Origin of the sequence: Terrimonas ginsenosidimutans (assembly GCF_022012415.1) — a bacterium.
In the GTDB taxonomy this organism is placed as follows: Bacteria; Bacteroidota; Bacteroidia; order Chitinophagales; family Chitinophagaceae; genus Terrimonas_A; species Terrimonas_A ginsenosidimutans.
Genome location: NZ_JAKLTR010000009.1, coordinates 200,560 through 214,850, shown reverse-complemented (window position 1 = coordinate 214,850; position 14,291 = coordinate 200,560). Strand labels below are relative to the sequence as shown.

Genomic DNA, 14,291 nt, shown 5'->3' with positions numbered 1-14,291 from the left:
TTTTAGATAAGATAATGGGCAAAAATAAACAAATGGATGGGAGTTTCTCGGACTTTTGTGAATGGCCCGGGATCGTCCCCTGGCGGTTGTCCGTTCACCGGCCTGCATATAATAAAGGGTTTTATCTGACCAGGGTCACCATTCCTTTTCCTGAATAATGTTTTCCCAGGTAATCGATCGCGTTTACCATCCACACATAAGTGTTGGTGCTTTGGAACTGACCGTTGATCCTTCCATCCCAGCCGTGGCCCTGGGCAGATGTGCTGAACACCAGCTGGCCCCAGCGATTGTAAATATTGAAGGAAACCATTTGCTTCATCCCCGCCAGTACGGGGATAAGAAGGTCGTTCTTTCCATCGTTATTGGGCGTAAACGCAGACGGGACAAAAATGGTTGGCACGGAGGAATATACTTTTACCGATACGAACGCTGAATCGTAGCAGCCGATCCTGTTATAAACATCAACCTTATACACGATATTCTCGGAAGGCTCTTTGATTGTCGCAACAGGGTTGGAAATATTCGTTGCAGAAAGCGAATAAGGAGGGCTCCAGTTGTACTTTACGCCGCCCGTTGCCTGCAATTGAAGCGGCTGCCCGGTAATGACCGAAGTGTCATTGCCAGCAAACGGAATGATCTTGGGCAAGACCGTTACAAGCACTGTATCTCTTCCTGGTTTGGGACATCCGCGTGTATTCTCGTATGCCGAAAAAACAAACGCCGTTGTTCTGGGTGGGCTTGCCACAGGATTCAATGCACCTGCATTGGAAAGATAGCTGGCCGGCGACCAGCTCCAGGAATTGCCATCGGTTATTGCTGTGAGAAAAGCTGCATCGTTGTAACAAACCGTTGTATCTGCACTTGCCCTTGCTACCGGATAAGGAACGGCTCTGACATTTATAGCGGCAGTGGCCGAGCATCCTCCGATGGTTGCTGTTACGGCATAACTGGTTGTTGCGGGTGTAACAGCCCTGGGATTCTGAACCAGCGGATCAAACAATTGCGCGGCTGGGGTCCATGCGTATTTTAATCCGTTTGAGTTGATCCGCAACTGTATCGTGTCACCACTGCAAATGGTTGTATCATTCATCGGGATCAATGTGACCTGATCTACCACGCGAACCTGTACGGAATCTTTATTAATGCACCCGTCTGTATTCAGTTCTACATAATACAATGTGGAAACAGGAGGAGAAACCACCGGGTTGGAAATATTGGTTGCCGACATAAAACTGCCGGGGCTCCAGGTGAAAATTCCGGTTCCGGTTGCCTGAAGCGGCAGCTGATCATTCCGGCAGATCAGCGTGTCTTTGAATGCAAGCGTGATAGGAGGCTTGTCTATCATCGTGATCTTTTTCTCAACTGTATCCCGGCAACCGTCCGTTGTTGTTACGATCAGCCGTATATACTTATCGCCGGTGAACGGATACTTGTATACCGGGTGACGCTGATTGGATGCATCATTAAAGACAGAAGGCTCTCCAAAGTCCCAAGCCCACAAAGCGATCGACCCTGATACAACAGTACTTTGGTCCCTGAATACCGTTGGATTATTGATGCAAACTCCAGTCGCATTAAAATCAGGAACCAATCCGGGATAGACATACACTTTGGTCCTTGCCGTATCTGTACAGGGTTGTCCCTTATTTACGATAAGCTGAACATTGTATGTGCCATTGACAGGAAAAGTGTAACTCAGGGAAGGTGTGGTGGCCGTGAAAATGGCTGTTCCCGCAGGATCAAAGACGAGCCATTCATAAGAAACGATCAGCGGACTTGTCGCACGATTATCGATCACGATCGAACGGGTGGTACCGCACAGCATATAATCATCTTCAAGGTTCGCGGCAGCAATGCTGCAATCAGTGATATTGATCTGCAGGTCCTTCCGTTGTACAGCGATTATATCTCCATCGCGGATTTCCGACACACAAACCGTTACCACGTAGATCCCTGCCGCAGGAGCCACACCGCTGATCAAGCCTGTGGATGGGTCTATATGTACTTTTGAACCGAGGGGAGCGGATTCGGTAAAGTCAGCGTAGGCATAAGGCACTGAACTGTATGGAGGGTTCCCGGCAGGCACGCCATTTACACCGCCCGTTGTGCTGTTGTAAGCGCTGCAAAACGAGTAGATCAGGTTGTCGTTATCAGCATCTTTAGCAGCGAAACTGTAGGAGAAGTAATTGTCAGCACAGACCATGACCAGATCGGATCCGCTGAAGCGTGCACTGTTGTTGCTGGCGTCCGCTATGCCCGGGATATCGCAGGTGTAGGTAGCGCCAACCTGGTTCCCGGCAGCAAGGTTGTTTATGCCGCGGATCCGGTAATTGACTTCACTGGCTATAATGTATCCGGCAGGTGAACCCGGGAGCGATACAGTGAAGTTATAATAGGCGACATCGTAACATACCTCTGGAGGATTGGTAATGCACGGATCATTATTGGTAAGGCTGATCGTTTCCCTGTTAGAGATCCTGACGCTGATATCTTCAAACCGCTGATTGGTGGTTTTGTCAAAAATGGACATAACAGCGGGATCAGGGAAATTTCTGCCGGAGTTGCAACGCATGAATAGTTTCAGGGTAACATTGTAAGTATTGGCGCCCACATGCGTATAAAACATTTCACCGCCGGTGATATGATCGGCCCAGGCTAGCACGGAAGATGCAGTGAGAAGCAATATTAGGAAAGCCCGTTTCACCACTGGCAGCTGATTTTGGTCAGGGTTATGAATATAACACTATTCTCTAATAAATCCGTCGATCCAATATTAAATCATATCGCCGGATAGGGGGCGAAGGTTGCCCTACAGAACCACCAACTCCTGAATAACTGAAAAACAGGCTCCGTAATTCGTTAAGAATGATCCATGCTTTTCATCCCAGCGGTGAAAAAGACAGGGTCGGTTAAGGCCACACTTTAACAGCAGTTATTTTGGTGTAAAGGGATGTTATTGTATTTTAGTTGCCGCCTCCCGGGGTACAATTATCCAGGCACTTAAAAAAAACAAATAATATCCTTTCATGAAGCTGATCCTTCCCTTACTGATGCTTTTACCTGTGCTGATCAACGCACAGGATTGTAAACTGATCAACGACAAAGACCCTTACACCAAGGAAACCAGGCTTTCTTCAGGAGCACTGGGTGTACAGGGGGCCGTCCTTACGGTAGATGCCGACAAAAAAGAGATCGATTTCTTTTTCGAAATAAACGGCAAATGCTTTAATGATGCATCTACTGTTGTTATATTTTTTGAAAATACCAAAGTGAAAACAACCATGCGAAACCAGGGAAGTGTGAACTGTGACGGGTACTTTCACTTTAAGTTCAGGAACGGTGCAACTACTCCAACGGCACTGTCCAAACTGGGGACCCAAAAAGTGACACAGTTCATTTTTAAAGGAAATGATGATAAAGAGTTTATCGTGTCGCTTACTCCGGCACAACAACAGACCGTACAGGAAGTAGTGGCCTGTATCAATAAAGAATCAAAGTTGTTGTTACAGTAGTGTTCTGGCCGCTGTAAGATGTAAATAAAAAGAGAAGGGCCCTCGTCTGCGACGAGAGCCCTTCTCTTTTTATCTATACCGGTGTCCGGCTTCTTTATCGTAGTGAGGTGAGTGGATCAATTATTCAAATGCTGCATTCAATACCGCGGCAAGACGTAAACCTCCTTTTAACAATTGCTCTTCGAGTGTCTGCTGAAACTGGAAATTGTATTTGTAGCTGAGTTTTGATTCAGGAGGAGTGGCGTCATAGATCTTATCAGAGACCACGTGAGAATCATAGAACCAATCCTCCAGTGTGCCGGACTGCCATTTCTTTACGTCTTCTTTGCTGGCGATATTCAGCAGTTTTGCATACTCGGTGTAGCTGTACTGCTGGAATTCGATGAACATGCTGTCCCATAATGTGTGCAGGTTTGTTTTTTTATCAAACCAGTATACAACGATCTTGTTGCCTCCCTGATCTTCATCACGGCCTACGTGTAACGGCTGGTGCAGGTCACCGACCATATGTACCAGGAACCTTAAAGCCTCCTGACGTTGTTTCAAGGGCAGCGATTTATCTTTTAGCTGTGCCACCATGTCCTGGATCTGCGTATAAAGGTTTTTACCCGGCAATTTCTTTAATCCGGTGATAAACTCTTCCCTGGAGATATGTCCGGGAAGATCAATATAATGCCAGTGGGACGCATGGTTCCAGGTGGAGTCTGATTTGATGAAATCAGGCCAGTTAGACCACCAGGCCAGTGACTCACGGCCGAATAGTTTCTTTATTTCTTTCTTTGCTTTACTGCTCAGGTGGCTTTCAGCGATCTCCCCAATAATGCGATGGCCGGTAAGCCCCCAGCAAAACGCAAGATGGCTGATCATTAATACGGCTGCCAGCAGGGTGGCACGCAGGGAGTAACGGAAGACAGACTTCATGTGAGGTTATTTGAGCGCAAATTTGGGGGAATTGGCGGGGTCTAAAAAATTTAAAAGTGGAGCAGGGCAAGGCTGCGGATGGTTGCCTGACCTACCGCGTGATGTTTGACCAAAACACGCATGGCACAGAACCCTATTACTTCAGCGGGACGATCTGGTCTGCGGCCCCGGGCCCTGTTTTACTTTCCGTACGTCAGACTCTTGAACTTCCATTTCTTTCCCTTTTTTGTTACAAGGTAAAGATGGTTGTATTCTGTTTCCGGAAGATCGGTCAACAGGTTTTCGCCCATTAGCTTATTGACAATATCATCGATCGTATTACTATGGCCCACGATAAGCGTGTTGCCTTTCAGCGCTTTTAACTGGTTTATGAACTCTTCAGTGGGAACTGGCGAATAGTTGGCTGTGCTCAGGCCGAAGTGTGCGCGGGTCGGCTCTGCCGTCTCCCTGGTGCGGATGGTGTTCGTTGAAAACACATACCGGATCTTTTCGCTGGTCAGGGTCGTTTTCAGGTCCAGCGCACGCTGTTTCCCCGAGTCTGTAAGAGGAGGATCAGTGGCGGACATTCCCGGCGTATTACGGGCAACGGTTGCTTTTTCAGCATGACGCACAACAAAATACCGCTGAGCGCTGCATGCGCTCATGATACAGGCAATAGAGACGAGCAATAGGCAATTTCGCATCGGAATGATGATTCAGTTATTTAGTGAAGCCCTTCCACACAGTCCTTCTACGGACAAAAATAACTGTTCTATTTGTCAGATAAAATTCCATTAAAAGAGATCGGCTGCCTGTAATTGCTGTTTACCTGCAGCGATGCCCGCCCATTTGGATAGATGGTCAGGTTCATTTCTGAAACGGTCTGTGACTCTTTTGGCTTTATAGAGATCTCCCATCTTTTTTTCCGGTAAGTCGATCTGTATTCTGCATTGACGGAGGTAAAACTGATCCCGTTATCAGATGGATTGACCGGTGCTGAAAAAGCACGGCCGAAATAGGGGAGTGCTGCTATGACAGAATCGCCCGATACACGCAGATCATACAGGGATGTAAGCTGTATATTCCGCCCCCGCATCGGGTTGGCGGTCTGCGCAATGAATGTAAATTGTTTCCCCTGCACTTTCTGGCGTACCACGGCACTATCCATATTCTGCGCTTCCGTCAATTTGAATGAAGCCAGCATGGTTGTTAAAAGCAGTACCGGAAGTATTTTATTGAATTTGCTCATAGATCATTTTGGAGGAAATGCGGCAAATTCTGTACCGATGGACCGGAGCCTGATCGCAGCACAGACAACAGATGATCCTCTGTAATAGAGAAACCCGTTGGCGCTAATGATTTCAGGTTCGTTTAATAAGTTGTTAATTGTCTCCCGGAAGTGAAGATCAACTGTGTACCGGATGTTTGTCCTGAGGGTGGCTATTGCTCATCGGGCATCAAAAAACAAAACCGCTCACCGCTTCGTGCCATCCGGGAGTTCATTATTCATAAAACCAACTCCCGGCGTAACACGAAGCAGCAAGCGGAATTTGTCTGCGGACCCATCCGCCGTAGGCGCGGAGGACAAAAACAACTAACCCATCCAGATAAAGCGCTGCTGCGCTGATTTATTCATTACCGGCAATTGTACCGGTTGTAGTATTCTCAACATTCCATTCTTCTGCTCTTACCCTTTGCAGATCTTCATATTTTTTATTCTGACTGGCCACATATTCATTCATCTTTTTTCTGTAGGCGTCTGCTTCTGAACGAGTAACCGTGCAAATACCGCCTTCACCTTCGAAGAAATAATGGGTACTGATGAACTTCTTCACGTGTGCTCTTGTTTCCTTTGGCAGGTATTGTTGTAATTTCCAGAAATCGCGGCTGCCTGATTTCTTTATTGCTGCCAGCACTTTTCCCGGACCGCTATTATAAGAGGCAATTACCAGCAACCAATCGCCAAAGATCTTATGCAGGTACTCGAGATACTTTGCTGCTGCAATTGTGCTTTTGTAAACGTTGCCACGCTCATCATACTGCCCGCCTACTTTCAGTTTGAAATGCCTGGCGGTAACAGGCATCAACTGCCATGCACCCATTGCGCCAGCTCTCGAAACGATCTTTGGCTTTAATTGCGACTCGATCACTGCGAGATATTTCAGTTCCAGCGGCAGATTTTTTTCAGCGAATATTTTATCCATTACCGTAAAGCATGACTCGCTGCGGTCTTTGATCTTCTGCAACTCGCGGTCATTAACTTTCAGATAAGAGGAGACAAAATCTTCAGCCTGGTTATTCAGTTGTATTTCGGGCGCGTCGATCAATTCTTCATCAGGTGCGCCACTGAGTTCAAGCATTACAGAATCGAACCTCAATAATTGTACACTGGTATCCTTACTTGCAGACAATACGAAAGTGCCGGAGTAAGTTCGGGTTGCGGACATCATGATAAGTGCTATCATCACGAGCAAACCATAAATGGGAAAAGCTTTTTTAATAGAGTTCCTGTTCAACATCGTTTTCATTTTGGGTAAAACAATGCCGACCCTAGGGTTTTGGATTAACGAAACGGATTAACCATAGGAAGTGGAGACACTCTTCAAAAGATATTGGAGAAAATAAGAGAAGTAAACCGGGGGACGGACAATCAGGTTTTTCTGTTTCCGGTCTTTGCGCTTATCGCGCATTCGCGATCATTCTTGTTACAGTCGCGAAGTCAAAAGTAATAGCCAGTTCCCGGATGTCATAGCGTTTAGACCTTAGGAAAACTACGATGACAAGCTATATCAATGATAACCATGTTCGTATCCGTCAAAAAAAACGACTGCAAATTAGGCAGTGTTTTTATGGCAGCATCGCGTGTTATTCTGGCATGTATTGCAACCAGCTCAGACGATGTGTTTTATGATCGGTGTATTTTTTTTGAGAAATGCAATAAGTAAAAACACTAGATTATTTAATTCACTCAAATAAATGCTTATTTATTCATTGATCAGGGTTATTATTTTTTCGATCCGGGTAATAATTATTGTATAAAAACGATTAATATTGGTGTTATATAAAGGCAAGGCTTTTATTGCATCTAATAATCCAAATCTTATGATCCAGGTTTTAACCGGTTCCGTGTCGGCAGGTGCCTCTCTGCAGGCTTACATTGATGAATTGTTGTATCATTCCCTGGCAGAGAACATGCAGCGGAGTGAGAGTAAAGTGAGCAACGAAATTCCCGCATCCCTTGCACTACTGGCAGGCGAGGCGAAAGTTTTCCCCGTGATCAAAGAATTGATGAATGCTGTTCTGGTGAATGCCCGGAGGGGAAATATTACTGTCCGTGCAGAACGTTTCCGGGATATCATGATCCTGGAGATAGAGGACTGTAATAATTATAACGGGTATGCGCTTGACTACAGCCTTCGATCACTTGAAGAGCTGGCCCGCATGGCCGGTGGTAATATATCTGCAAAGGGGCAGCAGCAACTGACCGTAACGATCTCCTTCAGTTTTCCCTCAGCTTAGTGATCAGTAACTTTTATAAAACAGGCAGGCCGGAACGTATTGTTCCGGCCTGTTGCGTTACTGTGCACTTGCCTGTAAAATAGAATGTTTGCGGATCTGATGGAAAAATTTAGAGATGAGTTCTTCAACTCATGTTCAGGTCGTTTATTCATCGCCATACGTCCGTTATTTTCCCTTTAGATCCTGTCTTTTTCCCATGGATTTCCTTTTACCTGAAGCGATATTTACAGCAGAGAAATTTCTTAGTCACCGTCATTTTCAGGACTGGTGGAGGAGGGCAGTCCTGAAAAGGGCGGTGCGTTTTTTTATTGCATCTATGATCAAAAAACAGAAAAATGAGATAGGAATTGTGGAATGATACAATTGAAAAAGTGGGCGACGACAGTCAAACGCAGCAATGCGGTTGCTGTCGTATGCCCATTTCCGGCCTGCGCGGGCGGCGGTGAATGAATCTGCGCGCACATGGGGAATAGGTCGTAGCTCGCGACGGGTATCTTAACTCGCCCCCCGATAAGGCATAGCCCCCCGTGACTGCCAAAACCCTTGCAAGATTTCAACCTATGGAACATTCAAATCATTAAACTATTAAACATTTAAACTTTCAAACTTTCCACCCCCCCTCATCCACGTTCACCTCGAAACAAGCTTTATTGAGTTAATATTCGAAAGACGGGTCTTATAAATATCAAGCTCTACGGTCTTGCCATTAAATACATAGGCTGCATAGCTTTTCTGATCTTTATCATAGCTGTATACGTATGCCAGCTTATCATCTTTTACGTCCAGTGATTCACAGAAACCCTGCGCGCCTGCCGGTACTGCCGGTTTGATCAGTTGGTGCGTTCCTGTTGCAGATACTTTCCAGATCACCGGTTGATACAGGCGAATATCCAGCACATTCAACAAAAGATTTCCTTTACTGTCCGGAACGCCCGTATGCAGCCGATGATAATTAGCTTCAAAAGATTGGTTGACCGGATGCTGTCCTGTTTTAGTCCAGATGGTAGGAACGGGGTGTTGTGCAGTACCCCCTTCGCCCATTATGAAAACTCCTTTGTCAGATACAGACATGCTAAAGCCCAATGCATAGGGCAGGTTATCATGCAGGACGGTGAAAGAAGGTTGGTCATTCTCGTCGACCACCCAGTATCCGATCGTATAAACAATATTACCGTTGACGTTTTTTTTCTGGCTGCCACCGATATACAGCTTGCCGCCATACAATTGCATATTGCCGGCTTTTCTCACTGCGAGAATGTTTCCTGCCACGCCGAATCTCGTGATAGATTCCAGCATGCCGTTTTTTATTTTCCATAACATAGGGTCGAGATCGGTTTCGCCGGAAATATATAACGCATTGTTGAACCATTTCAGGTCCGATGCACTGCTCCTTGCTTGAATATCCACTCCGTCAGTCAGGTCGATCTTTTTTCCGTTCTTCCAGTAGCATGGTTTCAGACGGTCGTCGGAGCCTTTGGTATTTGCAAAGGATCCCGCGATATAAATATCGCTTCCCTGTTTTTCGATGCCATAGGCAAAGGCCTGATCAACCCCGCCACTTTCAAGTGCGTTTCTTTTTTCGTTAAGCCAGTAAACGGCTTCATAATTTCCGGTGGACGGATTAAATATCGAAGCCGTGGTTATTACGTCAAACGGCTGCACAGGTGGGGGTGGCGCGCCCTGATCATTATCTTTTTTACAGGAGTTGAATATGATCAACGCAGATAATACTGCAAATACGTTCTTTAACATGATGTCTTATTTATAGGTGAAAAGAGCTGTTCTTTTTCTGTTGAGAGAAGGAGTTGTCGGGCTTGCTAATTCGACCACCATTTTCGTGATCTGATTCTTGCTGACCTCGCAGTGATGTGTAGTGGTGATGTCAACAAACTCCGGGTCATTTCCCTGTTTAACGATACGGGTGATCTTCCTGGGAAAACCTTTCATGGAGCTAAGCACCGGATAATTGAAGATCATATAATTCTCCAGCAAGGTAAGGTCGATAAAGGCCCAGGGATTAAAGCTGACTTCTGTATATCCTTCGATCTGCTGTGTAACCGTGGTTGATCCTGAGTGTGAAACAGTAGACGTTAGTTCTCCGGCTGTATTATAATTATAGTCTGTTTCTGTTTTCAGTTCCGGTCCGGCTGCGCCAAAAGTGATATACCTCATTTTGTGCACCTTCCCATCTCCACGATAATCATATTCCAGATGATAGTAAACAGTAGAAGGCGCATTGCTGGTTTCATTAGTCGAGCGGGTTACTTTTCCACCGTTATAGTGATAAACGTTCTTATACACGGATGAATTCTCTCTCACTTCTGACATCAGGTTGCCGGTCCATGAAAATTCCACTGCGTTACTCGACTGTGTACTTGAATAGGTTATTTTTTTCAGTGTATTGTTGGAGTTGTATTCATAACTTTCTTTGAATCCGCTATTCCATTCAATGGAGGCAAGTTTGTCTCCTGTTTCTGCCGGAGGTTTTGGTGCATCGTCTTTTCTGCAGCTTTGCAATGCAATAGCAGAAGTGAGTGTCAGTAATGCGATAAGGTTAGGTTTGAACATAGCTATTTTTTTTAAAGGTCAGGTTATTTAGTGACCACACTTTTTGCATCGTGTATGAACTGAATAATTTTGGAATGGGCTGTTACGGACATGCTGACAATGATGGGAGCGTCTTCGTTGGCTGATGTGAATGACCTGTTGTTTTCCGGGGTTCAGTTGTTGTAAAAGATATACAGACAGTCTAGATCTTATCGCAGAGTACGCAGAGAAGCCGCAAAGGGCGCCAAGATGATCTTAGCGCCCTTTGCGGCTTCTTTGCGGTACTATGGCGATACTATTATTTCAGGCTGAAATAGAGTGCTTACTTTGACTTACTCGCTATTCCACCTTTTCTGCTGTCAACAGTAACCGTATATTTTGAACTTCCCTGTACGATCCATCTGACCGTAACGGTGCTCAATCCAGGGATATTATTCACTTCGATCGTTGAAGCACTATTCTTCTGTTCTGTGTTAAGGTCGAGGTCTGCATTGTTCACGATCATTCCTGCAATCACTTTCGCCCCGGAGATCGAGATATAGTCAGGTCTTTCGATCCTGAACTTCAGATCCTGGCTGCTATGGGTTGGCATGATGCGGCTATTGGAGATCACGGCAGTGATCTGCTTCAGGCCATCTCCCAGATCTTTTTCGATCAGTGTATCAACTGCCAGTTTTGGTGTATGGAAGCAATGGTATACAGAGAATGACATATTTCTGTGGGCATCGCTTTCCAGCAGGAAACCAGGGTGAGCCCGTCCAAAGTTCTTCTTGAAACCACCGATCTCGATCTTGCCATACTGCGGATGATCAAATTCATGCCAGTCAACAAATGCATCTTTGAAAAGCAGATACCGGTCAAATACGTAAGAGCCATTATCGTCACGTCCCTCTTTGTTGAACATCAGGTAAGACGTCCACAGTTCATTGGAATAAGTGTACACGCCACGTCCGCCATAGAACCAGTCGAGCTCACCGCCATAAGCGGCATACAGATCTTTGTATACGACCAGGTAACGATAGCCCGGCATGAGCTCTTCACCTTTTTTAGCAATTACGTCGTACACTCTTACGTCCTGCGCATTATAGGTGACCTGGTCGGTAGGATCGCCCGGTCCGCGAAGGATCATGCCTCCTGAATTGTGGTACGACTGGGCAGCTGCAATATTTGGATGTTTCATCACGAATTCCATCACAGCCCTGTTTTCCGGTAATGAGAAAGGATACTTGTAGGCACCTCCCTGGATATTGTTCGGCTGCCAGCCCCATCCCCAGTCGCGGTTAGGATCGTATTCAAATGTATACCCATCTTCATTCACCTGGCCGTCGCCATCATTATCGATACCTTCAAGACCCAGGAGTTCGTATTCGCCTTTTTCATCCGGACCAACCTGTATCATTCTCCTCGGTTCTGTCGGGTCCGCTTTATACCGGCCATTCGGATTTTTGCGGCGCATCATCAGGATCTCATTATCGCCATCCAGATCATCATAGCCATCTTCGTCCACTTCGCCATCGCGGTCATTATCTACAGGGATCACACCGGAACGAGGTGTACTCGCAGTGTTGGGTGCATGGAAATAGCTGTCACGGCCATCGGGGTTGATGGATGGAACGATATAGAAGGTTTTATCCTCCAGCAGTTCCTGGATGAATTTTGTATCACCGAATGATTCTGTAAGATACCACGCCGTATACAATGCAAATTCGCTTCCCTGTACTTCGTTGGAGTGGATGTTGCCATCGATGTACATTGCTGGTTTTTTATTCGGGTCACCTTTTTTGAAATCGGTGATGGTAAGGCACCAGAGATCACGGCCTTTATAGGATTTGCCTATCGATTCGAGTTTGGCGAGATCCGGATGAGCGGCAGCGATCTTTTTAACGATCTCTGAAATGGCGGCATGATCATTATAACGGTTCCAGCTTACCGCTACTTTCGGATGCACCGGGCTTCCGGCTGCTTTGAATAATTGTTCCGGAGTTTGAGCCCTGGCAACAGATAATGTTGTAATGCCGATTGCCAGCGCGATATTTTTTATGATGAAACGTTTCATGTTGTCTTGTTTACGGGTTAAAGATTGATGTCAACGGTTTTGCTGCCTGTAGTCGGACTTCCGGCTTCCAGCGTAACTTTCCCGCTGCCTTTGATCAGCCAGGTCAGTTTTTCCGTTCCATAGCCATCCAGTGCATTCAGCGTCTGCAGTTTTCTGCCGCTGATCACTGATTGATTGTTTCCTGTATTCAGTTTAACCCTGATGCGTTTAACCCAATAGTTTCTTTCACCCAGTTTGGAATGGGAAGGGAGGGCGCCTTTGTTAACCAGATCAACCGTGATCCTGGTCACATTGCCATTCAGCTTTTCCGTTTTAACATTGATCAGATCCAGTTCTGGTTGCGCTGAAGCCAGTTTAACCAGGAAGCGGTTATGCTTTTTGGTTATATCTGCCACCAGGTTGTAAGGAGGGGTGATAAGTACAAAAGGATCGATGCCGCCCACTTCAACTTTTCTTCCGGGGAAATCAGGATGATTGATAGCTTTCCATTCAGTGAATGTATTGGAGATGCCCTGGCTTGCTGCCCAACGCAGATAGTTCGCGTTCGGATCTTCGATGGTAAATGCTTTTTCCTTCTTAGTTGTATCAGCCTTTGCTTTAGGAACCCACCATCCCGGCGTGCTGAAGCTGTAGCGCCCGAAGTGGAAATAGGCCCATGAATAAAAATCGCCACCAGCTGCGGATGCTTTTGGCGCGTCTTTCAGGCCGGTTTCTTTGTTATACAGGTCAGATACAAAGCTGTTGATCTTTGCATCCGGTTCCAGCCATCCTGATGTGATGGTTTGGGCAGCGGCCATTTGATTGAAAGTTACCGGTGAGCTGAGGTTGTTATTGGAGCCAAAGCTTACAACGGCGTAGATATTGGATCTTTCAAAAAGATAATCCAGCAGCGCACGTGTTTCATTTTCAGACACGGGAAACTCGCCGGAGCCCTGGGAAAAAGAAGGGTGTTTGAACGTAAGGTTTTTGTTGAACCAAACGCCGCCTTCTCCGTCTTCGTTGAAATTGCCGTCGTTGTCATTGTCGCGACCTTCGGTGTAAATATCATACAGTCCTTTTTCTCCTTTGGAGAGGTCAGCTTTTACAAGCATGCGTGTATCGTCAGGATTGGTTTTGTAAGTCCCTACAGGAGACTCTACGCGCATGATGGTGATCTTTCCGTTGCCGTCAAGATCATCAAATCCATCTTCATTGAGCTTGCCATCGCGGTCATCATCTGTGCTGGTGGCATTTCCCTGCCGTTCGTAACGTAGGGCGGCAAAGTATTGCTCCATTGCATCGGGGCTCAGGTTGGGGAAGACGTAGAATGTGGTTTTTGCAAGAAGGGCTTTGATACTGTCCGCGGAGTTATTCTTCAGCAGATCTTCAGCGAAGCCAAGAGCGAGTTCGGTGCTTAGTATATTATTGCCTTCAACGCCTCCTGCAACAAGAAGGGCTGGCTTTAAGTCGACATTACCCGTACCGATAGTGATCTGCCAGATCTCTTTACCACCTGCTGTTTTGGTAAGGGAGCGCAGTTTTACCAGCTGCGGGTAAGTTTTTGCCAGCGTGTTGAGCCGGTTGGTCTGCTGGGCGAAATTGCTGTAACCGGCAGGGCTTTGAGCGGAGCTGTTTAAGCCAACTGCCACGAGAAGCATCAGTGAAAAAATCTTTCTCATGCATTTTTTTTTGGTCGCCTAATATACAGAGAAAGAGTATGGCTTGGTGAAAACAGGGGATATTTCCTGATGAGTGGGTTGATAATTTATTTGCCTGGC

General features: G+C 46.2%; 11 protein-coding genes. 2 read left to right on the top strand and 9 right to left on the bottom strand.

The features are described 5' to 3' along the window. Positions 1-121: 121 nt before the first annotated feature. Positions 122-2,704 (bottom strand): T9SS type B sorting domain-containing protein, encoded by a 2,583-nt coding sequence (locus tag LZZ85_RS28675; RefSeq protein WP_237873662.1) that lies wholly within the window; start codon positions 2,702-2,704, stop codon positions 122-124. A gap of 322 nt (positions 2,705-3,026) precedes the next feature. On the opposite strand from LZZ85_RS28675, the gene LZZ85_RS15255 reads away from it, so the two are divergent. Continuing rightward, entirely contained in the window at positions 3,027-3,512 is a 486-nt protein-coding gene (locus LZZ85_RS15255) for a hypothetical protein (protein WP_237873659.1), read from the top strand. Positions 3,513-3,632: 120 nt separating this feature from the next. On the opposite strand, the gene LZZ85_RS15250 is transcribed toward LZZ85_RS15255, so the two are convergent. The 4 genes from LZZ85_RS15250 to LZZ85_RS15235 all read right to left on the bottom strand — a co-directional run bounded on the left by LZZ85_RS15250 (position 3,633) and on the right by LZZ85_RS15235 (position 6,931). Next, positions 3,633-4,433, bottom strand: a complete 801-nt coding sequence (locus LZZ85_RS15250) for a S1/P1 nuclease (RefSeq protein WP_237873658.1) — start codon at positions 4,431-4,433, stop codon at positions 3,633-3,635. 179 nt (positions 4,434-4,612) lie between these two features. Continuing rightward, entirely contained in the window at positions 4,613-5,116 is a 504-nt protein-coding gene (locus tag LZZ85_RS15245; RefSeq protein ID WP_237873656.1) for a SixA phosphatase family protein, read from the bottom strand. A 68-nt stretch (positions 5,117-5,184) separates the two neighbouring features. Further along, the gene (locus LZZ85_RS15240; protein WP_237873654.1) at positions 5,185-5,661 is read right to left on the bottom strand and encodes a DUF4251 domain-containing protein; all 477 of its coding nucleotides are present in this window, start codon (positions 5,659-5,661) and stop codon (positions 5,185-5,187) included. A gap of 379 nt (positions 5,662-6,040) precedes the next feature. After that, positions 6,041-6,931: a lytic transglycosylase domain-containing protein gene (locus LZZ85_RS15235; protein ID WP_237873652.1), complete on the bottom strand. Its 891-nt coding sequence runs from the start codon at positions 6,929-6,931 to the stop codon at positions 6,041-6,043. A gap of 583 nt (positions 6,932-7,514) precedes the next feature. Between LZZ85_RS15235 and LZZ85_RS15230 the strand changes: the two genes are divergently transcribed. Then, positions 7,515-7,931, top strand: a complete 417-nt coding sequence (locus LZZ85_RS15230) for a hypothetical protein (protein WP_237873651.1) — start codon at positions 7,515-7,517, stop codon at positions 7,929-7,931. Between the two features lie 630 nt (positions 7,932-8,561). Here LZZ85_RS15230 and LZZ85_RS15225 read toward each other — a convergent pair. The 4 genes from LZZ85_RS15225 to LZZ85_RS15210 all read right to left on the bottom strand — a co-directional run bounded on the left by LZZ85_RS15225 (position 8,562) and on the right by LZZ85_RS15210 (position 14,192). After that, positions 8,562-9,683 (bottom strand): hypothetical protein, encoded by a 1,122-nt coding sequence (locus LZZ85_RS15225; RefSeq protein WP_237873650.1) that lies wholly within the window; start codon positions 9,681-9,683, stop codon positions 8,562-8,564. Between the two features lie 6 nt (positions 9,684-9,689). After that, positions 9,690-10,499, bottom strand: coding sequence for a hypothetical protein (locus tag LZZ85_RS15220; protein ID WP_237873648.1), 810 nt, complete (start codon positions 10,497-10,499; stop codon positions 9,690-9,692). A 301-nt stretch (positions 10,500-10,800) separates the two neighbouring features. After that, a complete protein-coding gene (locus tag LZZ85_RS15215) occupies positions 10,801-12,534 on the bottom strand; it encodes a M14 family metallopeptidase (protein WP_237873646.1) in 1,734 nt (577 codons plus the stop codon). Positions 12,535-12,551: 17 nt separating this feature from the next. Next, complete coding sequence (locus LZZ85_RS15210; protein WP_237873644.1) at positions 12,552-14,192, bottom strand: M14 family metallopeptidase; 1,641 nt, start codon at positions 14,190-14,192, stop codon at positions 12,552-12,554. Positions 14,193-14,291: the final 99 nt, after the last annotated feature.